The 23,902-nt window shown below is 67.4% G+C and carries 20 protein-coding genes; 11 read left to right on the top strand and 9 right to left on the bottom strand.

The genetic code is table 11. From position 1 onward, the window contains the following. Window positions 1-69: 69 nt before the first annotated feature. Window positions 70-1,365, bottom strand: coding sequence for a Xaa-Pro dipeptidase (locus H7U20_RS23535; protein ID WP_199761545.1), 1,296 nt, complete (start codon window positions 1,363-1,365; stop codon window positions 70-72). Window positions 1,366-1,546: 181 nt separating this feature from the next. Between H7U20_RS23535 and H7U20_RS23530 the strand changes: the two genes are divergently transcribed. Together H7U20_RS23530 and H7U20_RS23525 are read left to right on the top strand one after the other, a co-directional pair. Continuing rightward, the gene (locus tag H7U20_RS23530; RefSeq protein ID WP_199761544.1) at window positions 1,547-2,605 is read left to right on the top strand and encodes an Rpn family recombination-promoting nuclease/putative transposase; all 1,059 of its coding nucleotides are present in this window, start codon (window positions 1,547-1,549) and stop codon (window positions 2,603-2,605) included. 193 nt (window positions 2,606-2,798) lie between these two features. Then, window positions 2,799-3,134, top strand: coding sequence for a collagen-like protein (locus H7U20_RS23525; RefSeq protein WP_199761543.1), 336 nt, complete (start codon window positions 2,799-2,801; stop codon window positions 3,132-3,134). Between the two features lie 203 nt (window positions 3,135-3,337). On the opposite strand, the gene H7U20_RS23520 is transcribed toward H7U20_RS23525, so the two are convergent. Next, the gene (locus H7U20_RS23520) at window positions 3,338-4,066 is read right to left on the bottom strand and encodes a head GIN domain-containing protein (protein ID WP_199761542.1); all 729 of its coding nucleotides are present in this window, start codon (window positions 4,064-4,066) and stop codon (window positions 3,338-3,340) included. A gap of 317 nt (window positions 4,067-4,383) precedes the next feature. Between H7U20_RS23520 and H7U20_RS23515 the strand changes: the two genes are divergently transcribed. Continuing rightward, window positions 4,384-5,016, top strand: coding sequence for an SAM-dependent methyltransferase (locus H7U20_RS23515; RefSeq protein WP_199761541.1), 633 nt, complete (start codon window positions 4,384-4,386; stop codon window positions 5,014-5,016). 111 nt (window positions 5,017-5,127) lie between these two features. On the opposite strand, the gene H7U20_RS23510 is transcribed toward H7U20_RS23515, so the two are convergent. From H7U20_RS23510 to H7U20_RS23495, 4 genes are all read right to left on the bottom strand, one after another. Then, window positions 5,128-6,408, bottom strand: a complete 1,281-nt coding sequence (locus H7U20_RS23510) for a c-type cytochrome (RefSeq protein WP_199761540.1) — start codon at window positions 6,406-6,408, stop codon at window positions 5,128-5,130. Window positions 6,409-6,426: 18 nt separating this feature from the next. Beyond that, the gene (locus H7U20_RS23505; protein ID WP_199761539.1) at window positions 6,427-7,155 is read right to left on the bottom strand and encodes a c-type cytochrome; all 729 of its coding nucleotides are present in this window, start codon (window positions 7,153-7,155) and stop codon (window positions 6,427-6,429) included. A 149-nt stretch (window positions 7,156-7,304) separates the two neighbouring features. Next, complete coding sequence (locus H7U20_RS23500) at window positions 7,305-8,042, bottom strand: 3'-5' exonuclease (RefSeq protein WP_370593230.1); 738 nt, start codon at window positions 8,040-8,042, stop codon at window positions 7,305-7,307. 1 nt (window position 8,043) lies between these two features. Further along, the gene (locus tag H7U20_RS23495) at window positions 8,044-8,553 is read right to left on the bottom strand and encodes a ProQ/FINO family protein (protein WP_199761538.1); all 510 of its coding nucleotides are present in this window, start codon (window positions 8,551-8,553) and stop codon (window positions 8,044-8,046) included. Window positions 8,554-9,101: 548 nt separating this feature from the next. On the opposite strand from H7U20_RS23495, the gene rpoD reads away from it, so the two are divergent. Continuing rightward, window positions 9,102-11,636 carry an RNA polymerase sigma factor RpoD gene (rpoD, locus tag H7U20_RS23490; RefSeq protein WP_199761537.1) on the top strand — a complete coding sequence of 845 codons (2,535 nt, stop codon included), beginning with the start codon at window positions 9,102-9,104 and terminating at the stop codon, window positions 11,634-11,636. Between the two features lie 195 nt (window positions 11,637-11,831). After that, the gene (locus H7U20_RS23485) at window positions 11,832-12,026 is read left to right on the top strand and encodes a hypothetical protein (RefSeq protein ID WP_199761536.1); all 195 of its coding nucleotides are present in this window, start codon (window positions 11,832-11,834) and stop codon (window positions 12,024-12,026) included. On the opposite strand, the gene H7U20_RS23480 is transcribed toward H7U20_RS23485, so the two are convergent. Further along, a complete protein-coding gene (locus H7U20_RS23480) occupies window positions 12,023-13,810 on the bottom strand; it encodes a sensor histidine kinase (RefSeq protein ID WP_233411011.1) in 1,788 nt (595 codons plus the stop codon). The genes H7U20_RS23485 and H7U20_RS23480 overlap by 4 nt on opposite strands. Before the next feature lie 210 nt (window positions 13,811-14,020). Continuing rightward, window positions 14,021-16,897, bottom strand: coding sequence for a phosphoenolpyruvate carboxylase (gene ppc / locus H7U20_RS23475; protein ID WP_199761535.1), 2,877 nt, complete (start codon window positions 16,895-16,897; stop codon window positions 14,021-14,023). A gap of 93 nt (window positions 16,898-16,990) precedes the next feature. On the opposite strand from ppc, the gene hemC reads away from it, so the two are divergent. The 6 genes from hemC to H7U20_RS23445 all read left to right on the top strand — a co-directional run bounded on the left by hemC (window position 16,991) and on the right by H7U20_RS23445 (window position 22,655). Beyond that, window positions 16,991-18,049 (top strand): hydroxymethylbilane synthase, encoded by a 1,059-nt coding sequence (hemC, locus tag H7U20_RS23470; RefSeq protein WP_199761534.1) that lies wholly within the window; start codon window positions 16,991-16,993, stop codon window positions 18,047-18,049. Continuing rightward, a complete protein-coding gene (locus tag H7U20_RS23465) occupies window positions 18,042-18,848 on the top strand; it encodes a uroporphyrinogen-III synthase (protein ID WP_199761533.1) in 807 nt (268 codons plus the stop codon). The genes hemC and H7U20_RS23465 overlap by 8 nt, the downstream gene beginning before the upstream one ends. Next, a complete protein-coding gene (locus tag H7U20_RS23460) occupies window positions 18,845-20,068 on the top strand; it encodes a uroporphyrinogen-III C-methyltransferase (protein ID WP_370593229.1) in 1,224 nt (407 codons plus the stop codon). The genes H7U20_RS23465 and H7U20_RS23460 overlap by 4 nt, the downstream gene beginning before the upstream one ends. Before the next feature lie 2 nt (window positions 20,069-20,070). Continuing rightward, on the top strand, window positions 20,071-21,267 hold the full coding sequence (locus tag H7U20_RS23455) for a heme biosynthesis protein HemY (RefSeq protein WP_199761532.1): 1,197 nt from the start codon (window positions 20,071-20,073) through the stop codon (window positions 21,265-21,267). Window positions 21,268-21,491: 224 nt separating this feature from the next. Beyond that, the gene (gene ppa, locus H7U20_RS23450; protein ID WP_099419070.1) at window positions 21,492-22,034 is read left to right on the top strand and encodes an inorganic diphosphatase; all 543 of its coding nucleotides are present in this window, start codon (window positions 21,492-21,494) and stop codon (window positions 22,032-22,034) included. Window positions 22,035-22,325: 291 nt separating this feature from the next. Continuing rightward, entirely contained in the window at window positions 22,326-22,655 is a 330-nt protein-coding gene (locus H7U20_RS23445) for a DUF5335 family protein (protein WP_233411010.1), read from the top strand. Here H7U20_RS23445 and H7U20_RS23440 read toward each other — a convergent pair. Continuing rightward, window positions 22,621-23,820: a GNAT family N-acetyltransferase gene (locus H7U20_RS23440; protein WP_199761531.1), complete on the bottom strand. Its 1,200-nt coding sequence runs from the start codon at window positions 23,818-23,820 to the stop codon at window positions 22,621-22,623. The genes H7U20_RS23445 and H7U20_RS23440 overlap by 35 nt on opposite strands. Between the last annotated feature and the right edge of the window lie 82 nt (window positions 23,821-23,902).

Below are 23,902 nucleotides of genomic sequence, written 5' to 3'. Positions count from 1 at the left end.
GGTCCGACCCCAGTCTGTGCCCCTGGGTTTGGCCGGCATCGCCGGGAGCGCGTGATATGGCCGTCGGCCTCACTTCGCCACCACGCCGCCCTTCATCACCCAGCGCACGTTCTCCAGTTGGCGGACATCCTTCAGCGGATCGCCGTCGACGGCGATCAAGTCGGCCAGCTTGCCGGCTTCGATGCTGCCGATCTTGTCGGCCCAGCCCATCAACTGGCTGGCGTTGACGGTGGCGCTGCGGATCGCCTGCAGCGGCGTCATGCCCAGCTTGACGTAGACGGCGAACTCGCGGCCGTTCAGGCCGTGCGGGTAGACCGCCGAATCGGTGCCGAAGGCCACCGGCACGCCCTGCTGGATGGCGCGGCCGATGTTCACGCGGGCCATCGGCAGGACGGTCTTGGCCTTCTCCAGCAGCGGCTTGGGCAGGCGGATCGCCTCGGCGTTCTCGATCAGCCAGTCGCCCAGATAGAGGGTGGGCACCAGCCAGGTCTTATGCTCCTTCATCAGCTTGATGCCCTCGTCGTCGATGTAGGAGCCGTGCTCGATCGAGTCGACGCCGGCCAGCACGGCGAGGCGGATGCCGTCGCCGCCGTGGGCGTGGGCGGCCACCTTGCGGCCCAGGCGGTGCGCCTCGGCGACGATGGCCTTCATCTCTTCGATGGTGTACTGCGAGGCGCGCGGGTCGTCGCCGAAGGACAGCACGCCGCCGGTGGCGCAGATCTTGATGACGTCGGCGCCGTACTTGATGACTTGGCGGGTGCGTTTGATCACCTCGTCGACGCCGTCGGCGACGCCCTCGGCGCTGATCTTGTATTCGGGCGCGTGCATGGTGTCGTCGCAGTGGCCGCCGCTGATGCCCAGCGCCGGGCCGGAGGCGGCGATGCGCGGACCGGGCAGGTCGCCGGCGTTGATGGCGTCGCGCAGGGCGATGTCGGCGTAGCCCTCGGCGCCGACGTTGCGCACCGAGGTGAAGCCCGCCTCCAGCGTGCGGCGGGCGTTGCGCGCGCCGGTCAGCGCCGAGCGCGGCACCGAAATGGCCACCGCCGCGTAGCCGGCGTCCTCCGGGTTGCCGGTCAGGTGGGTGTGCATGTCGATCAGGCCGGGCAGCAGGGTCTTGTCGCCCAGGTCGATGACGCTGGCGCCGGCCGGAATCGCCAGCCGGCTGCCGGCGGCGGTGATGCGCTCGCCGTCGATCAGCACCACCGCCTGCTCCAGCGTGGCGCCGCTGCGCACGTCGAGCATGTGGGCCGCCTTGATGGCGATGAGGCGGGGCGGCGGCGTGTCGGCGGCGTGGCCGGCGGCGCAGGTCAACAACAAAGCGGGCAGCGCGAGGGCGCGGCCGAAGGACGAGGTGACAACGTTCAAGTGGATCTCCCAGGTGTTTTTTTTGGATTGTTGGAGCGGAAAGTATATCGAGCTTTCCGGAAGGGAAGTGCGCCGTTTGGGGCGCGCTTTGCCTGATTTTCTTCGGCGCCTTTGCGGCGAGCCAAGCTCGGCGCGCGCGGCAGGCGAGCTCGTCCTGTGCCGCCGCGACTACAATTTTGCAATGAAGGTCCACGCCGACGCCAGTTACAAGCAACTGTTCGCCCACCCGGAGTTGGTGCGCGATCTGTTGCGCGGTTTCGTACCGTATGCCTGGGTCGACCAGCTCGAGGTGAGCGCCTTCGAGCGCGTCAACGGCAGCTACGTCGGCGACGGCGGGCAGCAGCGCCACAGCGACATGGTCTGGCGCATCCGCGTCGGCGCCGACTGGATCTATCTGTACATCCTGCTGGAATTCCAGAGCCACACCGACCCATGGATGGCGCTGCGCATGCAGGTGTATGTGGGGCTGCTGTACCAGGACTTGCTCAAGCAGCGGCAGTTGACGCGGCACGGCAAGCTGCCGCCGGTGCTGCCCATCGTGCTGTACCACGGCCAGCGGCGCTGGAACGCCAGCACCGACCTGGCCGAGTTGATGCTGGCGGCGCCGCAGGGCCTGGAGTCGCTGCAGCCGCAGCAACGCTATTTGCTGATCGACCGCGCGCGGCAGGAGCTGGAGCTGCCCGGCGTGCGCAGCAATCTGGTCAATCTATTGTTTCGCCTGGAGCATTCGCGCAGCGCGCAAGACATCCTCGCCGTTCTAGGCAGCCTGGTCAGCTGGCTCGACGATCAGCAGTCGGCGACCTTGCGCAACAGCCTGAAACGCTGGATACACGCGCGTTTGCGGCGGCGGATCAAGACGATTACACTGCCAGTACGAGCGGATTTTACGGAGGTTAAAATGATCTACGAGCGCGTCTACGAGACCTTTGAACAGATGCTGGAATATGAGGCGATCCAAAAGGGCTTTAAGCAAGGCAAGTTGGAGGGTTGGGAGGAGGGCCGGGAGGAGGGCCGGGAACAGGGCCGGGAACAGGGCAGGGAGGAGGGCAGGGAAGAGGGCAGGGAAGAGGGGCACTTGTTGGCGCTCCGCGAGATCCTGTTGAAACGGCTGAGTCAACTCAAGTGCCTGAAGGCGGAGTTGCTCAATCAGATCGCCAACGCCGACGCCCGGCAGGTGCAGAGCTGGATTTATGCTTTGCTTGACGGTGACGAACCCGAGCGGATCTTTCGGCTGCATTAAGTGGCACCGCTGGCACCGCTGGCGGGACGGTGGCGGAAGCGAACGCGGCGCTTACTTGGGCCGCGTGTTCGGTAGCGAACGGAACTCTTTGTCCTTGCAGCGCATGATGCAGCTAGAGAACGCGCATCCACGCTGGCAATGACGCCGCATGACATGCCGTTACATTCCCGTTTTAATGAGAAAAAGGCCCATCATGAAAATCATCCTGCTCCCAATCGTCCTCGTCGCCACTCTCGCCCTGAGCGCCTGCCAGCGTGAGACACCGCCGACCGTCGTTCCGGTCGCCGTTCCTGTTGCTGTTCCCGGCCCTGCGGGTGCCCCTGGCGCCACCGGTGCCACCGGCGCGACGGGTGCCTCGGCCCCGGCCGGCGAGACCGGCATGCCCGGTGCCACTGGCGCGACCGGTGCCACCGGCGCGACCGGTAACGAGGGCGTCAGCGGCGCCCCGGGTGCCGACGGCGCCAAGGGCGACAAGGGCGCGACCGGCAAGACCGGCGGCGATACCGTCATCGTCGTGCCGCAGAAGTAAGCCGGCCGACGCAGGCGGGCCGCTGGGGCCCGCCACAAGGCAAGGCGCGCGTCCATCTCGATGATGGGCGCGCGCCTTGTTGCGTTTGGCCGCGACGAGTTTCATCGCGGCGGCGGCCCGGTTGGGCGACATCGCCCGTCTGTTTATTGCGGCATGCCGCCCAGGCGCTTGATCGTGCCGGATCCCGTCACGCTTTTGCTCACCTATGGATCGCCGTAGTAGCCGATGCTGCCGGAGCCGGCCACGCTCAGGCTGAGCGACTTTTGCGCCGACACGGTGGCTTGGCCGGAGCCGCCGATGTTGATCACCGCATCGCGCACGGCCAACTGGCCGGTGTGCACGGTGCCCGAGCCGCCGATCGACACTTGCAGGCGCTCGGTGTTGCCGCCGGCCTTCATGCTGCCGCTGCCGCCGATCGAGATGGTCACCGCTTCGCTGTTGAGCTTGGCGACATTGATCGAGCCGGAACCGCCCACGTCGAATTGCAGCTTCTCGCCCTGCAGACGGTCGGCGTTGATGGTGCCGGAGCCGGCCATCGAAACCCGCTCCAGGCTGCGCGCCTGCACCACCAGCTTCAGGTTGCGGATGTCGAGGTGCTGGGCCTTCTGCAGCGGCCGGATGCGCAGGGTGCCGTTCTCGACCACGGTCTCGATCAGCGGCAGGATGTTGTCGTCGGCCTCGATGGTGACGCTCTCGCTGTTGCCGAGTCGGATCTCGACGTTGCCGCCGGTGCTCAGCGCCATGGCGTTGAAGTGGCCCAGTTCGCGGGTCTGGCTGATCATCTTGCCGCTGCCCTTGACCGTTTCGCCGCGCAGCCAGTCCAACGGCGAGGCCTGGGCCGTGCCCAGCGTCAGCGGCGCGGCGACGGCCAGGGCGCTGGCGGCGAGCAGCAGGTGGCGCAGGTGGTGGCGCAGGGATGGGGTGCGTTGCATGGGGTTCTCCTGTGGGGGGCTGGTTGATGGTGTCGAATCGGTGGGTTTGACAGTGCACGCATGGTAGGCCGGCGGCGCCGCGGCGCCAACGCCGTTGCGACGGATTGCAGCCGAGGCGGTGCAGAATGCCGGCGGCGCCGACGGGCGGCGCCGCTGTCGGCCCGCTGTCGGCCCGCTGTTGCCCCGGTGGCGGGCGGCAACTTGGCCGGAAGATGAGCGGAAGGCGGCGGCGGATGAGGTATCATGCCGGTATTGCGCCGTCCTGCGGCGCAGCTTCTCAATGACCGGCCCGGGCCGGTCGATCTCACTGGAATCACATGCTTATCATCACCATCAAACAGGGCAAGGAAAAGAACTTGCTGGCCGGCGAACTCTTGATCTACGCCTCCGCGATCGACAAGGTCGACGGCAAACCGCAGGAGAAAATGAAGCCGGGCTCGAACGCCATCGTGCAAAGCTCCGCCCACCAGTTCATCGCGCGCGCCGCCTACAACTCGAAATCGCAGATCCGCGCGCGGATCTGGACCTTCAAGGAGGACGAGCCGATCGACCACGCGATGATGAAGCGGCGCGTCAAGGCGGCCGTGCAAAAGCGCCTGGTCAGCGTGAAGAAGGCGGCGCCGAGCCAGATCGTGCCGCTCATCAAGGGCGACGAGGACGGCTTGTCCGGCCTGCTGGTGGACAGCTACGGCGGCGTGAACGGCTATTTGATCTGCCAGTTCCAGGCCGGTGGCGTCGACGCCTGGAAGGTGCCGATCGTCCAGGCTTTGCTGGCCGAGACCGGTTGCCCCAACGTCTACGAGCGTTGCGACGAACTGATGCGCAAAGGCGAGGGCCTGCCCTTGTTCTCCGGCACGCTGGCCGGCGAGGAGCCGCCCGAGTCCGTCAACGTGACCGACGGCGGCAAGCACTTCAGCATGGACCTGCGCACCGGCTTCCGCTATCGCTGATCCCGCCGGGACGGACGCGCCGCGTCCACCCCGTTGGGCCGGCCAGCGCCGGCCCGGCCCCGCCGCCCGCCAGGGCGCGGCGGGGCGCACCAACGCCGGCCGCGGCGCCGCTCAGTCGAGCGGAATGTTGCGGTAGCGGTTCACATCCTGCCCGCTGACCGGCGGCGCATTATTCCCCCACGCACTACGCAGGTAAGACACCACGGCCGCCACTTCGCCGTCGTTGAGCACATGGCCGAACGGCGGCATGCCGTAGGGGCGCGGATTGCCCGCCGTGCCGGGCGCGAAGCCGCCGTTGAGCACGATGCGGATCGGATTGACCGCCTCGTCCGTGGTCAGCGCGCGGTTGCCGGCCAGCGGCGGATAGGCCGGCGGCAGCCCGGCGCCGCCGCTGCCGTGGCAATCGACACAATGGGTTTCGTACAGCTTGGCGCCGGCCGCCAGGAAGGCCTGCGCCGGCGGCGACTTGTCGCGCTCATAGTCGGACGGCTCATGCCTGGCCGGCAGCGATTTCAGATACACCGCCATGGCGCCGATGTCGGCGTCGTCCAGATGCTGCAGGCTCTCGCGCACCACCTCGGCCATCGGGCCGAACACGGTGGCGCGCGGCGACACGCCGGTCTTCAACAGCGCGCTGATGTGGGCGGGCAGCCATTCGCCCAGGCCGGCCTCGGCGTCCGAGGTCAGCGACGGCGCGTACCAGCCGAGGATGGGGATCATGCCGCCGGACAGGGTGTCGGCGCTGGCGCCCAGGCTGTTGCGCGCGCTGTGGCAGGCGCTGCAGTGGCCCAGGCCTTCGACCAGGTAGGCGCCCCGATTCCAGCTCAGCGACTGGGCCGCCTGCGGCTGGTAGACGGCCGGCTTGAAGTACAGCGCGCGCCAGGCCGCCAGCATGATCTGCTGGTTGTAGGGGAAGCGCAGGCTGTGCGCGGCGTTGCTCTGCTTGACCGGCGCGAGCGATTGGAAATAGGTGAACAGGGCATCGGCGTCGTCGCGCGTGACCTTGGTGTAATTGGTGTAGGGGAAGGCCGGATACAGCAGGCGGCCGTCCTTGGACTTGCCGTTGTGCAGGGCGTTCCAGAAGTCCGTCGCGTTCCAGCCGCCGATGCCGGTCTCGCGGTCGGGCGTGATGTTGGGCGAGACCACGCCGCCGAACGGCGTTTGCAGGGCGCGGCCGCCGGCGTAGGCGGCGCCGCCGCGCGTGGTGTGGCAGGCCATGCAGTCGCCGGCCTTGGCCAGGTAGGCGCCACGGGCGATTCTTTCCTGCAGCGGCAGGGCGGCGGCGGCCGGCGAGGGCGGCGGGCCGGCGTCGTCGCGCGGCCACAGCAGCAGGGCCAGCAGGGCGGTCAGGGCGAGGCCGCTGCCGATGAGGACGAGGGGGAGTTTTTTCATGGGTGGGGCATCCTCGGACTACTGGGCGGACTGGGCGGGCATGCTGCCGCATTGCAGCGGCAGGGGCAGGGCGATGCTGGTGGCGGGCCGGGCGGCCGGATCGGCGACCTGGCTGGACAACCAGCCCGAGACGGCGGCGACGTCGCCGTCGGACAGGCGGCCGGCGATGTCGGCCATGCAGTCGGGCGCCTGGGCGTGGCGGGTCTGGTTGCGCCAGGCGCCGAACTGGGCGTTGATGTAGTCGGCCGGCAGGCCGATCAGGCCGGGCACGGCCGGCGTCACGCCGGTCAGCTGCTGGCCGTGGCAGGCGACGCAGGCCGGCACCTTTTTGGCCGGGTCGCCGTTGAACACCAGCGTGCGGCCGCGCTCCAGCATGGGCGCGCCCAGGCGGCTGGCCAGCGGCGGCGGGTAGGGCGGATGCTGGGCCGAGAAGTAGTCGGCGATCTCGCGCAAATAGGCGTCGGGCAGGTGTTCGACCATGTAGTTCATCATCGGATAGTGGCGCCGGCCCTGGCGGAAGTTGATCAGCTGGTTGTACAGGTAGCCGGCCGGCTTGCCGGCGATGCGAGGAAAGAAGGTGTCGCGGCTTTCCTTGATGGCGTGGCAGGCGGTGCAGGCGGCGACGCGCTGCGCCAGCGTGTCGGGCAGGGTGGCGGGCGCGGCGGCGAAGGCGGGCAGGCTGGCGGCGGCCAGGGCCAGCGTGGCGGCGCCCAGCAGCGCGCTGGAGGCAAGCGGGAAAATGGTCATGGACGATACCGTTCAATGAAAGGATGGCCCGGCAAAATGGGCCTCGTCACAAGGATATACCCGGGCGCGGTTTAAGGACAGGCGCAGAAGCCGCGCGAAAAGCGGATCAGTTGGCTGCGCGGCGCCGCACGGTGGCGGCGCGCATGGCGTCAGGCCGGTTCTGCCTTGCCGTCGGCCGCAGGCGCGGCCTCGCCGTTGCCGGCCGGCGTAGCCGCACGCGGCGCGCGCGCCTGGCGCGGCGGCCGTGGCGGCTTGGCCGGGCGCAACGGTGGCAACTGGCCGCCGGCGGCGATCCAGTGGCGGTAGACGCGCAGCGCCACTTGGGCGTCGTCGGCTGCGTAGAGGATCTGCTTGTCGCTCAGGCGCGCGCTGGCCCAGTTGGTGGTGGAGATCTTTTTGGATTTCTGCAGCTTCTGGCCGAAGAACTTGGCCACCGCGCTTTTCGCGCCGAGGTCGTTGCGTTGGCCGCCGCGCAGCGCCACCGAGAGGTCGACCACGCCGGCGGCGCGGATGTCCAGCTTGGCGTGCAGCCGCTTGACGTCGTCGGACAGGCCGAAGCCGACCTTGAGGGTCTGCTCCGACTCGAGGATGGCGCGCAGTTCGGCCAGCGGCGGGTTGGCGCCGATCTGGAACAGATAGGCGACGCCGTCCGTGGCCAGCTGGATCAGATGCGGCCCGCTTGAACTTTCACCCTTGGCGAAGGTCGGCTTGGACTCGGTGTCGAAGCCGATCGCGTCGGCCGCCAGCAGCGCGGCGCGGGCCGCCTCGGCGTCGGCCGGGGTGCGCACCAGGCGCACATCGGCCAGGGCGATGCCGTGGTAGGGCGGCAGTTCGGCGGGCGTTTGCGCCGGCGGGGCCGGCGTCTCGGCGGTCAAGTCCGGGCTCAACTTAGCCCTTGCGCGAGAACTTCGCGGTCAGCTGGTTGAGCTTGTCGGCGCGCACGCGGCTGGCTTCTTCCTCGGCGGCTGCGTCGCGCTCGGCCTTCTTGCGCTCGGCTTCCTTCTTGAAGCGGTCCTGCAGCACCTGGGTGGCGTGGCTGCGGTGGGTGTCGGTCACTTCCGCGCCGGCGGTGCCGTCGAGGTCGTAGCGCAGCTTGGCCTTCTCCATCACCTTCAGATAGCGCAGCGAGCCGGTGTGGATGCCCAGCGCGGTGCGCATGGTCTTGCGGTCCAGGTCGGGCAGGCGCGCCAGGATCTGCTTGTCGATGCCGATGGACAAGGGCAGGAAATCGCGGAAGGCGGGGAATTGTTGCTGCAACTGCTTCAACAGCGTGCGCGGGGTCAGCGCCGGCGTCGTCGTCGGCGCGCTCGCTGGTGCGCTCGCGGCAGGGGTAATCGGGGTGTTGCCTGGCTCGTCTGCCTGAGGCTGGGGGGTAAGGCTAGTGTTCATCGACTTCATTGGTTACACAAAGAGGCGCCAGCATATCATGCGGGCTAGGCGAATGCAGTGCATTTTGAGCCAGCATGTCGTTTCAACCACACTTTTCTTCCGCTGCGGCAGGTGCTTTTAGGCCGCAGACCTTGTATAATGACTGACGCACCACATGTAGGGCGGTGCGGTTTCAGTCAGGTACAAGAAGTTTAGCAAGGGCGCTACGCCCTTGTTATATGGTTTTTTGATGTCGGATATTGGATTTATCAATTATCCTGATGTCTCGCTATACGGCATAATTTGCCCTCTTCTCTATTCTTCACTGAAAAATAGATATAAGCCCGTTTCGCTTGCGGGCTTTTTTTATTCCGCTAGGTATAACGTCACAATTTACAACACTCCCGACTCCTGTGCGGCCGTTCGCGGCATCCGCCGGGTCGTGGCGTTTGTGTAAATTCGTGGTCCAGCCGTCCGCAAGGGCAGGCAAACACGCTCCATCGAGTCCGGTACGCAGGCTTAGGTGGAATTATTCACTTCGCGCCGCGAACCGCTGGCCTCGCATTTGAGAGAAATTCATGACAAAAACGCCGAAAACTTTAACGCTGTCCGTCAAGGCCGCCCGCACCAGCGCCGCGCCGTTGGTGGTTCCTAAGACGACTTTATCTTATGTGATCGATAATGCGCAAGAGGCAGCTGGAAAAGCAACGGTGGTGGTCAAGAAGAAAACCCGCCTGGCCGCCGCCGTGGCCGACGCCGCGCCGGCCGAAGCCGCCGTCAGCGTGCCGGCCGCCGTGCTCGACGCCGCCCTCGCCGAGGCCGCCGATGGCGCCGCCCCGCTCAAGACGCCGAGCGTGAAGATCGCCCGCAAGGCCGGCGCCGCCTCGGCCGCCGTCTCGCTGGCCGCGCCGGCCGGCCCCAAGGTGGTGGCGCCGAAATCCAAGCTGGTCAAGGCCAAGGCCGAACCGGCGCCGGTGGTCATCGTCACCGCCGGCCCGGTGGTCAGCCAGGTCACCGACGCGGCCACGCTGGCGGCCATCGACACCTCGGGCTACCTGCTGCCTAGCGTCAAGGTGCCCGGCCGCCGTGGCCGCAAGCCGAGCGAATTCACGCCGGAAAACGACGAAGTGGCGGCGCTGAACGCCGTCGAGCGGGCCGAACTGAAGGCCGTCTCGAAGGCGCGCGAGCGCAAGGCCAAGGGCGGCGCGGCCGACCTGCTGGGCGGCGACGCCAAGACCTCGGCCGAGGATCTGGAGCGCCGGCGCCAGCAAATCAAGAACCTGATCAACATGGGCAAGGAGCGCGGCTTCCTGACCTATGCCGAGATCAACGACCAACTGCCGGAAAACATTGTCGACCCGGAGGCGATCGAAGGCATCATCGCCACCTTCAACGACATGGGCATCGCCATCTACGAGCGCGCGCCGGAAGCCGATTCGCTGCTGCTGACCGACAGCGTGGCGACGGTGACCAGCGACGACGAGGTCGAGGCGGCCGCCGCCACCGCGCTGTCGACGGTCGATTCCGACTTCGGCCGCACCACCGACCCGGTGCGCATGTACATGCGTGAGATGGGCGCCGTGGCGCTGCTGACGCGCGAAGGCGAGATCGAGATCGCCAAGCGTATCGAGGGCGGCTTGAAGGACATGATCCAGGCCATCTCGGCCTGCCCGACGACGATCGCCGAGATCGTCGCGCTGGCCCGCAAGATCGAGGCCGACGAGCTGAAGGTCGACGAGGTGGTCGACGGCTTCGTCGACCTCAACGAGGCCAGCAGCGGCAGCGCGCCGGCGGCGGCGCCGGCGGCGGCGGCCGGCGAGGACGACGAGGAAGAGGAAGAGGAAGTCGAGGAAGAGGACGGCGACGCCAACGGCGGCGCGGCCGGCTTCTCGACCGAGCAACTGGTGCAGCTGAAAAAAGCCGCGTTGGAGAAGTTCAACGTCATCTCGACGCAGTACGACAAGATGCGCAAGGCCACCGGCGGCTACGGCTCGAAGGCCTACATCGCCGCGCAGGAAGCCATTTCGGCCGAGCTGCTGGGCATCCGCTTCACCGCCAAGGTGGTCGAGAAGCTGTGCGACACCCTGCGCGGGCAGATGGAGGAAGTGCGCCACATCGAGCGCGCCGTGCTCGAATTGTGCGTCAACAAGTGCGGCATGCCGCGCGCCCACTTCATCAAGGTGTTCCCGGGCAACGAGTGCGACCTGGACTGGGTCGACCTGGAAGTCGATTGCGCCTATCCGTACAGCGCCATCCTGGGCCGCAACGTGCCGGCCGTGAAAGAGCTGCAGAAGAAGATGATCGACCTGCAGGCCCGCGTGGCGCTGCCGCTGGCCGACCTGCGCAAGATCAACAAGCAGATGGCGGCCGGCGAGAAACGCGCCCGCCAGGCCAAGCGCGAAATGACCGTGGCCAACTTGCGCCTGGTGATCTCGATCGCCAAGAAGTACATCAACCGCGGCCTGCAGTTCCTCGATTTGATCCAGGAGGGCAACATCGGCCTGCTCAAGGCGGTCGACAAGTTCGAATACCGTCGCGGCTACAAGTTCTCCACCTACGCCACCTGGTGGATCCGTCAGGCCATCACCCGTTCGATCGCCGACATGGCGCGCACCATCCGCGTGCCGGTGCACATGATCGAGACGATCAACAAGATGAACCGCATCTCGCGCCAGATCATGCAGGAAACCGGCAGCGAGCCGGACCTGGCGACCCTGGCGGTCAAGATGGAAATGCCGGAGAACAAGGTGCGCGAGATCATGAAGATCGCCAAGGAGCCGATTTCGATGGAAACGCCGATGGGCGAGGACGGCGATTCGCAACTGGGCGACTTCATCGAGGACAACACCACCTTGGCGCCGCTCGACGCCGCGCTGCACGCCTCGATGCGCAACGTCATCAAGGAAGTGCTGGACTCGCTGACGCCGCGCGAAGCCAAGGTGCTGCGCATGCGCTACGGCGTCGAGATGTCGAACGACCACACGCTGGAAGAAGTGGGTAAACAGTTTGACGTGACGCGCGAACGCATCCGCCAGATCGAAGCGAAGGCGATGAGCAAGCTGCGCCAGCCGTCCCGTTCGGACAAGTTGAAGAGCTTCCTGACCACGCACTAGGCGCGGCGCTAGTTCGTTTGGACAAAGAGAAGGGAGGCGCGGGCCTCCCTTTTTTTCGTCCCGGAAAACTTGCGCCGTCCTTGGCGTGTAAAGCGACGGCAGCGTGGCGATGACCTTGTTGTTCCTCATATTGGCGCGCGGTTGGCGGGCGCATCATGGAATCGTAGCGCCAGAAGTCCAGCCAGTGAGGCGAGCATGAAGCCCAATCAGTCCGACCAGCAAGCCGATGCGCCGCAGCCCGCGCAGTTGACCGACAAGCCCAACAGCCTGGCAGCGACGCCGGCGCGCCTGGAGCGGCGCCACGTCCCGCCGGTGCCGCCGGCGCCGGAGCGCATCCGCGAACAACTGGGCTGGTGGCTGATTCCCGCCAACAAGCGCGGCGGCGCCTAGCCCGCCGCCATCGCCACGGCCGGCCGGGCCTGTTGTTCCAGGCCGGGCAGCAGGATCGACATCGAGCTGCCGCTGTCGGTGCGGCGCGCGATGATCAGTTCGCCGCCGAAGGCGTTGACCCGTTCGCGGATCGCCCGCAGGCCGAAGGCGGCCACCTGGGAACGCTCGCCGTGCTGCTCGCTGTGCTGCTCGCCGACGCCGTCGTCGGTGATGACGATGGTCATGCGCCGCGGCTGCAAATTCAAGGACACCTGCACCGCGCTGGCGCCGGCGAACAGGTTGATGTTGCTCAGCGCCGTCTGCACGATGCGGAAAATGCTGGAGGTCTGGCGCGGATCGAGCGAGCAGTTGGCGCTGTCGTCGATCAGTTGCAGCGAGCATCGCAGGCCGCTGCGCTGTTCCAGCCGCTGCAACTGCCACTCGACCGCCGCGCACAGGCCCAGTTCCAGCACGCTGGGATGCAGCTCGTCGATGATGGCGCGCACCGAGTGGATCGAGGCGTCCAGCGTGGCCAGCACGCGGCCGGCCTCGCGGTGCAGGCGGCCGTGGCGGGCGCCGGTGCGCGCGTGCAGCATCGACACGTCGAGCTTGAGCGCCATCAGGTTCTGCCCCAGCTCGTCGTGGATGTCGAGGGCGATGCGGCGTTGCTCGTCCTCCTTGAGGTTCTCCTGGTGGTCGGACAGCGCGCGCAACTGTTGCAGCGAGCGCTGCAGGGCGTCCTCGTCGCGCTTGCGCTCGGTCACGTCGACGCACATGGCGATCAGCAGCAGCGGCTTGCCGGCGGCGTCGTACAGCGGCTTCTTGTAGGTCTGCGCGCTGCGGTTCTCTTGGTGCGCGGCGTCCCACACCTGCTCCTCGCGCACCAGCAGCGTGCCGCTGGCGAAGGTGGCGCGGTCGTCGGCCAGGAAGCCGGCCATTTGCTCGGCCGGGAAGTGGGCGTCGCCGCGGTTGCCGCGCAGCTCGGCGAAGGGCATGCCCCACATCTTCTCGCAGGCCTCGTTCATCAGCGTGATATTCGAATCGGCGTCCTTGATGAACAGGGCCACCGGCATCATCGAGATGATCTCCTGCAATTGCACGTCGCTGTGCGCCTGCGCCTGTTCGGCCGCCTTGCGCACCTCGATCTCGGCGCGCAACTGGTCGTTGGCCCGCTGTAGCTGGTCGGTGCGCTCGCCGATGCGCCGCTCCAGCGTGCCGTTGGCCTCGGTCAGGGCGCGCCGGCCGGCGATGGTCAGGCGGCGGATCTTCAGCAGGATGGCGCTGCTCAGCACGGTCAACGCCAGCAGCAGCAGGATCAGTCCCTGGCGCAGCTGGGCGTGCTCCTCGCGGTCCTGTTTGCGGATGCGGTCGCGCTGGGCGCGCTCGGCGCCGATCATGCCGAGCACCTGCAGGCCGATGCCGGCCAGGCCGTGCTCGCCGTCGGGCGTGCCGGCGCGCATCGCGCGGACCTGTTGTTGCAGGCGGGCCAGCAGCGGCGGCATGGTGTCGCTGCCGACGGCCAGCGGCGCGCCCTGGTCGAGCTGGCGCTGCAGGGTCAGCACGGCGGCGGCCCGGCTGGCGTCGGCGGCGCCGTCCGGCTGGCGCTCGCTGAGCATCTCGGTGCGGTACAACTGGGCCTGCAACTGTTCCAGCCAGAGCACCCGGCCGCGCGCCTGCTTGAGCCGCTCGTCGGCCTCGGCCGACTGGCCGCTCTGGTGCGCCACCACGCCGACCATGGCGGCCATCAACACCAGCACGGCGGCGATGCCGGCCAGGCTCCAAGTTTCAATCGACCATTTTTTCATTGTCGGCTCCAGCAGACGTCGTCGCAAAGGGGACCGGCCGATCCGGCGGACAGGCGAGGGCGGGCACGGGCTGACTTATTGTAATATTTCTTTTATCTATTTGTCTTTCTTTTTATGTAACATTCTTAAAAAGAAAAAGGGCGGGAACAGCAGTTTGCCGTTCCCGCCCCCCGGCGGGTGAGCGCGCCGCTCGCCTGGCCGGCGAATCGTCTAGCCGGTGTTGCGCAGGCCGGCGGCGACGCCGTTGATCGACAGGTGGATGCCGCGGTGGACCCGCTCGTCGACCTTGCCGGCCTGGTTGGACTGGGCGCGGTGGCGCTTGATCAGCTCGACCTGCAAGTGGTTCAGCGGGTCGAGGTAGGCGAAGCGGTTCTGGATCGAGCGGGCCAGCAGCGGATTGCCGGCCAAACGTTCGCCGGCGCCGGTGATGCTTTGCAAAATCTCCAGGGTGCTGGCGTGCTCGTCGGTGATGCGCTTGAAGATGCGTTCGCGCAGCTCCTGGTCGGCCACCAGTTCGGCGTAGCGCGAGGCGATCGCCAGGTCGGTCTTGGCCAGCACCATGTCCATGTTCGACAGCAGGGTGGCGAAGAACGGCCATTGCCGGTGCATGGCGCGCAGCTGGGCGATGCGCGCCTCGCGCGGGCCGGCGGCGATCCAGGCGCCGATGGCGCTGCCGAAGCCGTACCAGCCCGGCAGCAGCAGGCGGCACTGGCCCCAGGAGAAGCCCCAGGGGATCGCCCGCAAGTCCTCGATGCGCTTGGTCGACTTGCGCGAGGCCGGGCGCGAACCGAGGTTCAGTTCGGCGATCTCGGCGATCGGCGTGGCGGCGAAGAAGTAGTCGGTGAAGCCGGGCGTCTCGTAGACCAGGTTGCGGTAGGCCTGGTAGGCGAGCGCGGAGATGTCGGCCATGACGGCTTCGAAGCCGGCCAGCTCGGCCTGGTGGGCGGCGTCGGCCGACTGCGGCATCAGGCTCGCCTCCAGGGTGGCGGCGACCAGCAGCTCCAGGTTGCGCCGGCCGATGTCGGCGTTGGAGAACTTGGAGGCGATGATCTCGCCCTGCTCGGTCAGGCGGATCTGGCCGTTGACGGTGCCCTGCGGCTGGGCCAGGATGGCCTCGTAGCTGGGGCCGCCGCCACGGCCGACGGTGCCGCCGCGGCCGTGGAACAGGCGCAGCTTGACGCCGGCGTCGGCGAACACGGTGACCAGGTGGGTCTCGGCCTTGTACAGTTCCCAGTTCGAGGTGAGGAAGCCGCCGTCCTTGTTGGAGTCGGAGTAGCCCAGCATGACTTCCTGGATCTGGCCCTGGCGGGCGATCAGCTGCTTGACCAGCGGCAGCGCCATCACCGCCTGCATGATGTCGGCGGCGCGCTGCAGGTCGGGAATGGTCTCGAACAGCGGGATCACCATCAGGTCCAGCTCGGCCCCGTCGGCGGCCGTGGCCAGGCGCAGCAGGCCCATCTCTTTTTGCAGCAGCAGCACTTCCAGCAGGTCGGACACCGTCTCGGTGTGCGAGATGATGTAGTTGCGGATGGCGCGGGCGCCGTAGCGGGCGCGGATCTCGCGCGCCGCGCGCAGGATGGCCAGCTCGGAGTCGGTCTCCTCCGAGTAGGCGATGTAGGGCGAGTAGAGCAGGCGCGGCTGCGCCAGCTCGGCCAGCAGCAGGGCCACCTTGGCGTCCTCGTCCAGGGCGGCGTAGTCGGCCTGGGCGCCGCCCTTGGCGAACAGCTCGGCCAGCACGCGCTCGTGGATGTCCGAGCTTTGCCGCATGTCCAGCGAGGCCAGGTGGAAGCCGAAGATGTCGGCCGCCCGTTTCAGGGTCGACAGGCGCGGCTTGACCAGCATGCCGCCGTGGTTGGCCTCGAGCGAGTCGATCAGCACCTGCAGGTCGGCGGCGAAGCCGGCCGCGCCGGCGTAGGGCTCGGCGTGGCCGACCTCCTTGCGCAGGATGTTGGTGGCGCCCAGCGCGCGCGCGGTGCTGGCCAGGCGGGCGTAGATGCCGATCAGGGCGCGGCGGTAGGGCTCGTCGCTGCGGTGGTCGGAGGTGTCGGGCGAGGTGTCGGCCAGCACCTGGAGCGCCGGGCTGCAAGCCACCATCAGGGTCGAGACCGACAGTTCGGCGCCCAACGCGTGGGCCTCGTCCAGGTAGAAGTCGAGGATGGTGGTGGCGTGGCGCGCCAGGGCGTGGCGCATGGTGCCGGCGTTGACGTTGGGGTTGCCGTCGCGGTCGCCGCCGATCCAGCTGCCCATTTGTATGTAGGGCGCCGCCGGGTCGCCGGCCGCCGGGGCGCCGTCCGCCCGCTCGGCATCCGCCGGAGCGCCGTCCGCCGGGTCGCCGGCCGCCGGGTAATGGGCGGCGATGTCGCCCTCGATGTCGTCGTACAGGCCGGGCAGCTCGCGCAGGAAGGTGATGCGGTAGTAGGACAGCGCGTTTTCGATCTCGTCGGCCACGCTCAGCTTGGAGTAGCGCAGCATGCGCGTCTGCCACAGCGTGGCGACGCGGGCGCGCAGCAGGTGCATGTTGGCGGCGCGTTCCTTCGGCGTCAGCGGCAGGTCGCGCTCGGCCAGCAGGCGGGCGATGTCGTGCTCGGCGTCGAGGATGCTCTTGCGCTGCACTTCGGTCGGGTGGGCCGTCAGCACCGGGGCGATCAGGGCGTCCTGGAAGAAGGTGCTGACGGTTTGCCGGTCGACGCCGGCGTCCTTCAGCTTGCACAGGGCGAAGTTGACGCTGCCTTGCTGCGGCCTGGAGCCGGCCAGCAGGTGGGCGCGGCGGCGGCGGATGTGGTGCTGGTCCTCGGCGATGTTGGCCAGGTGGGAGAAATAGGAGAAGGCCCGCACCACGGAAATGGTTTGTTCGCGGGTGAGGATCTTGAGCATGCCGTCGAGTTCCTTGGCGGCGCCGGCGTCGGCTTCGCGGCGGAAGCGCACGGCGGTCTGGCGGATGGTCTCGACCACGGCGAAGACCTCTTCGCCCTCCTGTTCGCGTAGCACGTCGCCGAGCAGGCGGCCGAGCAGGCGGATGTCTTCTTTGAGCGGCGCGTCTTTGTCCACGCCCGGTTGTTCGTCTATTGCACTAGATTGTTTTGCCATGTGATCTGCCGCGAAAAATGGTGAATGTCGGTGCAAAAGGCTTTTGGCCCGGTTCTGCAAGAGGGGCGCATGATAAAATTTGTGATCTTAAACATGCGCGAATTAACTGGCCACCGCCGGTTAGCGTCAGCTACAGCGAAAGAACTGGTTTTGAAAACATCCGAATTGGCCCAAGCTACCCCATCCAGATTAGTCATCGCCTCGCGGGAAAGCCGGCTCGCCATGTGGCAGGCCGAGCATGTCCGCGCGCGCTTGACACAATTATATCCGCAGTGCAGCGTGGAGATTCTGGGAATGACGACGCGGGGCGATCAAATCCTCGACCGCACCCTGTCCAAGGTCGGCGGCAAGGGCCTGTTCGTCAAGGAACTGGAGGTGGCGATGGCCGAGGGCCGCGCCGATCTGGCCGTGCATTCGCTGAAGGACGTGCCGATGGAGCTGCCCGCGGGCTTCGCCCTGGCCGCCGTGCTGGAACGCGAAGACCCGCGCGACGCCTTCGTCTCCAACGACTACGCCTCGTTGGCCGAGCTGCCGCCGGGCGCGGTGGTCGGCACCAGCAGCCTGCGGCGCCAGTCGCTGATCGCGGCGCGCTACCCGCAACTGGTGATCAAGCCGCTGCGCGGCAACCTGGACACCCGTCTGGGCAAGCTGGACCGGGGCGACTACGCCGCCATCATCCTGGCCGCCGCCGGCCTCAAGCGCCTCGGCCTGCCCGGGCGCATCCGCGCCCTGCTGGCGCCGGAGGACAGCCTGCCGGCCGCCGGCCAGGGCGCGATGGCGATCGAGATCGCCGAGCGCGACGACGGCATCGACCTGCGCGCGCTGCTGGCGCCGCTGAACCACCTGGCCACCGCCCAGGCCGTGACGGCCGAACGCAAGGTGTCGAAGGTGTTCGGCGGCAGCTGCCAGGTGCCGCTGGCCGCCTTCGCCACCATCGCCGACGGCCAGATGCACCTGCGCGCCATGGTCGCCACGCCGGACGGCAGCCGCATGGCCAGCGCCGAGGTGCGCGGCGCCGCCGACACGGCCGAGCAATTGGGCGCCGCCGTGGCCCGGTTGCTCAGCGAGCAGGACGCCGTCAGCATTTTGTCGGTCTGTCTGGCCGAGCTTGTGGCAGAGCCGCAGGCCGCCGCCGACGCCGCCGATGCCTGACACCGTCGTCATCACCCGGCCACTGGCGCAGGCGCGGCCGCTGGCCGAGCGGGTGCGCGCGCTCGGCCGTCCGGTCGAGCTGCTGCCGCTGCTGGAAATCGGCGAACTGGCCGACAGCGGCCCGCTGCGCGCCGCGCTGGCCGGCCTGGCCGACTACGCGCTGGTGGCCTTCGTCTCGCCCAACGCCATCGACGCCGCCTTCGCCCACATCGCGCATTGGCCGGCCGGCGTCAAGCTGGCCGTGCTGGGCGAGGGCAGCCGCACGGCGCTGGCGGCGCACGGCGTCACGCCGGCCGAGGTCGACATCGTCAGCCCCGCCGACGCCAGCAAGAGCGACTCCGAACACCTGCTGCAGACGCTCGACCTGGCGGCCCTGCGCGGCCGCCGCGTGCTGATCGTGCGCGGCGACAGCGGCCGCGAGCTGATGGCCGACGGCCTGCGCGCGGCCGGCGCCGTGGTCGACGTGGTGCCGGCCTACCGTCGTTCGGTGCCGCCGCTGACGGCGGCCTTGCGCGCCACCTTGCGGCGTCTGCTGGCGCAGGCCAACGACTGGGTCATCACCAGCTCGGAGGCGCTGCGCGGCCTGCTGGCCTTGTTGGCGGAGATGGATGCGGCGGACGGCGGCACAGAAAAAACTGACGCGACGCAACAGAAGTATGTTGTAATGATGCAACAACAGCATTTGATCGTGCCCCACGCCCGGATTGCCGAAACGGCGAATAATCTCGGCTTTACCCGACTGACGCTGACAGGTTCAGGCGACGAACGTCTACTGGCCGCGTTACAATCACACCCATGAACGAATTGCCTACATTACCCGAAACCGTGAACTCCGCCGGCGAGACGCCGTCGACGCCGCCGCCGGCGCCGTCGGCGCCACCCACGCCCGCGCCCGCCGCTCCGGCTGCGCCCGCCACACCAGCCACACCGGCCACACCGGCCACGCCCGCCGCTTCGGCCGCTTCGGCCGCGCCCGGCCTGGCCGAGACGCTGCAGCAACCGCTGGTGATCGCCGTCATCACCCTCGGCATCCTGCTGGCCGGCCAGACCTGGTCGTCGCACAACCAGGTGCGCAATCTGCGCGAGGAGATGGCGCGCCGCCTGCAAAAGGGCGACGCCAGCAACGCCGAGACCGGCACCATCGTGCGCGCCGCGCAGGAAGCCAACAAGGAACTGCAGGGCAAGGTCGGCCTGCTGGAAAACAAGGCCGTCGAGGCGCAGAGCCAGCAACTGGCCCTGGAGCAGTTGTACCAGGACCTGTCGAAGAACCGCGACGAGTGGGCGCTGACCGAGATCGAGCAAGTGCTGTCGACCGCCAGCCAGCAGCTGCAACTGGCCGGCAACGTGCCGGGCGCGCTGATCGCGCTGCAAAACGCCGACCGCAGCCTGTCGCGCTCGGACAAGCCGCAGTTCATCACGATCCGCCGCGCCATCGCCAAGGACACCGAAAAACTCAAGGCCCTGCCGAGCGTCGACTCGGTCGGCGTGGCGCTGCGCATCGACAGCGTGATCGCCCAGGTCGACATGCTGCCGATGCTGGCCGACGAGAAGCCGACGCTGCCGGCGCCGGCCGAGAAGAAGCCCAAGCCGAAGCAGATGAAGGGCGGCAAGCTGGTCGAGCCGGAACCGACCAGCCCGTGGCTGCTCAAGTTGCAAGAGGTCTGGACCAGCTGGAGCAGCGAGATGTGGACCGACGTGCGCCAGCTGGTGCGGGTGCGCAGCGTGGAAACGCCGGACGCGCTGATGCTGTCGCCGAGCCAGGCCTACTTCCTGCGCGAGAACCTCAAGCTGCGCCTGCTCAACGCCCGCATGGCCCTGCTGTCGCGCAACGAGACGGCCTTCCGCAGCGATCTGATCGCCGCCCAGGAGGCGCTGGTCAAGTACTTCGACGTGCGCGCCAAGCAGACCCAGACCGTGCAGGCGCTGCTGCGCCAGGTGCAGGCCAGCAATCTGGCGATCGACATGCCGACCTTGGCCGACAGCCTGAACGCGGTGCGTAACTACAAGGCGAAACCTTAACCATGCGCTTATTCCTCTGGTTACTCGCCTTGATGGCCGCCGCCATCGGTATCGCCGTGACGGCGCGTTTCAATCCGGGCAACGTGGTGCTGTTCTACCCGCCGCACCGGATCGACCTGTCCTTGAACTTCTTCGTCGTGCTGCAAGTGCTGCTGTTCGTACTGTTGTACGTGCTGATCCGTGCCTTCCGCGCCACCGTCAAAATGCCCGGCCGGGTTGCCAGCTATCGCCAGCGCAAGCGTGAGCGCGACGGCAACAAGGGTCTGCGCGAGGCGCTCAAGGCGCTGTTCGAGGGCCGCTTCGGCCACGCCGAAAAAGCCGCCCTGCGCGCCGCCGAACTGCCGGAAAACGCCGGCGTGGCCGCGCTGATCGGCGCCCGCGCCGCCCACCGCATGCGCCAGACGGCGCGCCGCGACAACTGGCTGGCCCGGCTGAGCGACGATCCCGTGCTGAAAACCGCGCGCCTGATGACGATGACCGAACTGCTGGTCGACGACCACCAGCCGGAAGCGGCGCTGGAGGCGGTGCGCGAGCTCAACGCCAGCGGCACCCGCCACATCCATGCGTTGCAATGGTCCTTGAAGGCCCAACAGCAGGCCAAGAACTGGCCGGAAGTGTTGCGCCTGGTGCGTTCGCTCGACAAGCACCGCGCCCTGCATCCGGCGCTGTCGTCGCGCCTGCGCGAGCTGGCCTACGACGATCTGCTGTCCGACGCGGCGCACGACGCCGAATCGGTGCGCCGCGTCTGGGCCAGCGTGCCGGCGGCCGACCGCATCAAGCCCTTCGTCGCCTGCCGCGCCGCCACCGCGCTGAACGCCCGTGGCCTGCACGACGAGGCCCGCCAAGTCGCCGAGGCGGCCCTGGCGGCCGACTGGGACGAGCGGGTGGTGCGCGCCTACCGCGAAGCGGCGGCGCCGGCCGGCACGCCGGCCCTGCTGACGCAGATCGAGCATTGCGAAGGCTGGTTGCGCGAGCGGCCGACCGACGCCGAGCTGGCGCTGACCCTGGGCTCGCTGTGCCTGAAGCAGAAGCTGTGGGGCAAGGCCCAGCGCTATCTGGAGCAGGCCCTGTCCGACGCCAGCGACTCGCGCATGGTGCGCGAATCCCACCTCAAGCTGGCGCAGCTGCACGACGCGCTGCAGCAGCCGGAAGAGGCCGCCAACCACTACCGACAGTGCGCCCTGGCCACCATCCTGTGATCCCCGAACCCGTCCCCGCGACGGGTTTTTTGTGCCAGTTCTTCCTTTGCCGGGGCGGCGACCCTTCAACACCACCCAAGGGCGAACCGCCAGGGTCGGACCCCGCGGGGTCCGACCCTAGATTTGCGCCGCGGGGTTTGTTTTGCCTGCTGCATCGCACAAGTACGCTTCAACTCGCTATAATTACGCGGTTAAACCATTTGCATGCATAACGAGGAAACCCCATGAGCTTGAATAAAGTACCATCCGGCCGCGATCTGCCCAACGATTTCAACGTGATCATCGAAATCCCGATGAACGCCGATCCGATCAAATATGAAGTCGACAAGGAATCGGGCGCGATCTTCGTCGACCGTTTCATGGGCACTGCGATGCACTACCCGTGCAACTACGGCTACGTGCCGAACACCCTGTCCGACGACGGCGACCCGGTCGACGTGCTGGTGATCACCCCGTTCCCGCTGATCCCGGGCGTGGTGGTGCGCTGCCGTCCCATCGGCGTGCTGAAGATGACCGACGAATCCGGTGAAGACGCCAAAGTCCTGGCCGTGCCGGTCGACAAGGTTCTGTCGATCTACAGCCACTGGCAGAAGCCGGAAGACCTGAACGAACTGCGCCTGCGCCAGATCCAGCATTTCTTCGAGCACTACAAAGATCTGGAAAAAGGCAAATGGGTCAAGATCGACGGCTGGTACGGCGTTGAAGATGCGAAACAGGAAATCCTGAACGGCGTCGCGTCGTACAAAAAAGAAAACCCGGAGGGCTAATCGGCGCGGCGTCCGCGCCGCCCGGTCCTTTAAAAAACGCACCCACGCCACGGCGGGGTGCGTTTTTTTTTGCTCGGCAAGGGGCTTGGCAGGCCAGCCAAACCCACAGGCGTGAAGCCGGGGTCAGACCCGTCGGGGTCTGACCCCAGTTTGCGCCCCTGGGTTTGTCTAGCCAAGCGCCATGTCCGCCTGACGCCGATCATGTTTCGCGCGCAGCGGTGAAACTTGCCGCGGCCGTGACGATCTGATTCGATGGGCTGACATTTTCGGGAGAGGGGCGCGATGAGCATCATGAAAATTGACAAGGCCGAGTGGAAGGCCTATTTCGACCGCATGGCCAAGACGCTGGAGGGCAAAAGCATCGAAATCGACATCGAGGCCCTGGCCATCGGCAGCCAGGTCGAGGCGCAGTGGCTGCCCTTGCTCGGCATCAGTTACGAGCCGCGCGAGGATCTGCTGGCGGTGATGGCCGAGGGCCTGAATCACCTGATCCGCCGGCCGTTGGCGGTGTACGCCGAGGTGCGGATGGGCGAGGTGGTCAGCCTCGAAGTGGTCGACGACGAGGACTACCGCCACATCCTCAAGCTCAGCGATCCCTTGTTGCTGTCGGCGCCGCACTGAGCGGCGGCGCTTCGGTTGCCGTTCCGCCGCGGAAGGGATTGCGCTCGTTGAGTTCGTCGATATAGGCTTCGATGCCGCCGCTCTCGCGTTGCAGGAAGCGCTCGATGGCGTCGGCGAAGGCGGGGTGGGCCAGCCAGTGCGCCGACCAGGTCTTTTGCGGCAGGAAGCCGCGCGCCATCTTGTGCTCGCCCTGGGCGCCGCCCTCGAAGGTGGCGATCTTCTGCGCGATGCAGAACTCCAGCGGCTGGTAGTAGGCCGTCTCGAAGTGCAGGCAGGGCACGTGCTCCAGCGCGCCCCAGTAGCGGCCGTACAAGGTGTCGGCGGTGTGGATCAGCAACGAGGAGGCGATGGCCTGGCCGTCGCGCTCGGCGACGATGAGCAAAATATTCTGCGCCATGGTGGCGCCGATGCGCCGGAAAAAATCCAGGCTCAGGTACGGCGACGAGCGGTGTTCGGCGTAGGTGTTGGCATAGCAGCGGTGGAAGAAGCGCCAGTCGGCCTCGCCGGCGTCGACGCCGCGCACCTGGCGCATGGTCACGCCGGCCTCGCGCACCTTGCGCCGTTCGGCGCGGATGTTCTTGCGCTTCTTGTGTTCCAAGGTGGCGAGGAACTGCTCGAAGTCGCTGTAGCCGGCGTTGAGCCAGTGGAACTGCACGCCGCTGCGCAGCATGAAGCCGGCATCTTCCAGTTGCCGCGCCTGGGCCTCGGACGGATACAGCACGTGGCTCGACGACATGCCGGCCTGTTGCTGCTGGGCGCACAGCAGCTCGACCAGCGCGGCGCGGGCGGCGCCGTCGCGCGCCAGCAGGCGGCCGCCGCTGACCGGCGTGAACGGAATCGCCGACAGCAGCTTGGGATAGTATTCCAGGCCGTGGCGCTCGTAGGCCTCGGCCCAGGCCCAGTCGAACACGTACTCGCCGTAGGAATGCGATTTGACATACAGCGGCATGGCGGCCACCAGCGTCTGTTCCTGCCACAGGACGAGAAATTGCGGCTGCCAGCCGGTGTCGGCGCAGGCCGAGCCCGATTCATGCAGCGCGTGCAGGAAGGCGTAGGATAAAAACGGATTGGCCTCGTTGCCGGCTTCCTGCTGCGCCAGCAAATCATTCCAGGCGGATTCTCCGACCTCGGTCAAAGAAGAAACGATACCCGTGCGATAATTCATTTTCCAAGCTTTCGCATTCAACAGCCTTGCATTCTACGCAGAAAAACCCGCCCACGTTCGGCGCCGCCCGCGCGCGTCGCCC

This window comes from Rugamonas violacea, from assembly GCF_016461825.1.
Taxonomy (GTDB): domain Bacteria; phylum Pseudomonadota; class Gammaproteobacteria; order Burkholderiales; family Burkholderiaceae_D; genus Rugamonas.
Note: the sequence above shows the minus strand (reverse complement) of the source record. Positions and strands in the feature narration are given on the sequence as shown.

What these genes read in the sequence shown, in the direction of transcription:
- H7U20_RS23530 (WP_199761544.1), top strand. Translation starts at nt 1,547, where the DNA reads ATGAAGGTCCACGCCGACGCCAGTTACAAGCAACTGTTCGCCCACCCG.
- H7U20_RS23525 (WP_199761543.1), top strand. Translation starts at nt 2,799, where the DNA reads ATGAAAATCATCCTGCTCCCAATCGTCCTCGTCGCCACTCTCGCCCTG.
- H7U20_RS23520 (WP_199761542.1), bottom strand. Translation starts at nt 4,066, where the DNA reads ATGCAACGCACCCCATCCCTGCGCCACCACCTGCGCCACCTGCTGCTC.
- H7U20_RS23515 (WP_199761541.1), top strand. Translation starts at nt 4,384, where the DNA reads ATGCTTATCATCACCATCAAACAGGGCAAGGAAAAGAACTTGCTGGCC.
- H7U20_RS23510 (WP_199761540.1), bottom strand. Translation starts at nt 6,408, where the DNA reads ATGAAAAAACTCCCCCTCGTCCTCATCGGCAGCGGCCTCGCCCTGACC.
- H7U20_RS23505 (WP_199761539.1), bottom strand. Translation starts at nt 7,155, where the DNA reads ATGACCATTTTCCCGCTTGCCTCCAGCGCGCTGCTGGGCGCCGCCACG.
- H7U20_RS23495 (WP_199761538.1), bottom strand. Translation starts at nt 8,553, where the DNA reads ATGAAGTCGATGAACACTAGCCTTACCCCCCAGCCTCAGGCAGACGAG.
- rpoD (WP_199761537.1), top strand. Translation starts at nt 9,102, where the DNA reads ATGACAAAAACGCCGAAAACTTTAACGCTGTCCGTCAAGGCCGCCCGC.
- H7U20_RS23485 (WP_199761536.1), top strand. Translation starts at nt 11,832, where the DNA reads ATGAAGCCCAATCAGTCCGACCAGCAAGCCGATGCGCCGCAGCCCGCG.
- H7U20_RS23480 (WP_233411011.1), bottom strand. Translation starts at nt 13,810, where the DNA reads ATGAAAAAATGGTCGATTGAAACTTGGAGCCTGGCCGGCATCGCCGCC.
- ppc (WP_199761535.1), bottom strand. Translation starts at nt 16,897, where the DNA reads ATGGCAAAACAATCTAGTGCAATAGACGAACAACCGGGCGTGGACAAA.
- hemC (WP_199761534.1), top strand. Translation starts at nt 16,991, where the DNA reads ATGCGCGAATTAACTGGCCACCGCCGGTTAGCGTCAGCTACAGCGAAA.
- H7U20_RS23465 (WP_199761533.1), top strand. Translation starts at nt 18,042, where the DNA reads ATGCCTGACACCGTCGTCATCACCCGGCCACTGGCGCAGGCGCGGCCG.
- H7U20_RS23460 (WP_370593229.1), top strand. Translation starts at nt 18,845, where the DNA reads ATGAACGAATTGCCTACATTACCCGAAACCGTGAACTCCGCCGGCGAG.
- H7U20_RS23455 (WP_199761532.1), top strand. Translation starts at nt 20,071, where the DNA reads ATGCGCTTATTCCTCTGGTTACTCGCCTTGATGGCCGCCGCCATCGGT.
- ppa (WP_099419070.1), top strand. Translation starts at nt 21,492, where the DNA reads ATGAGCTTGAATAAAGTACCATCCGGCCGCGATCTGCCCAACGATTTC.
- H7U20_RS23445 (WP_233411010.1), top strand. Translation starts at nt 22,326, where the DNA reads ATGAAAATTGACAAGGCCGAGTGGAAGGCCTATTTCGACCGCATGGCC.
- H7U20_RS23440 (WP_199761531.1), bottom strand. Translation starts at nt 23,820, where the DNA reads ATGAATTATCGCACGGGTATCGTTTCTTCTTTGACCGAGGTCGGAGAA.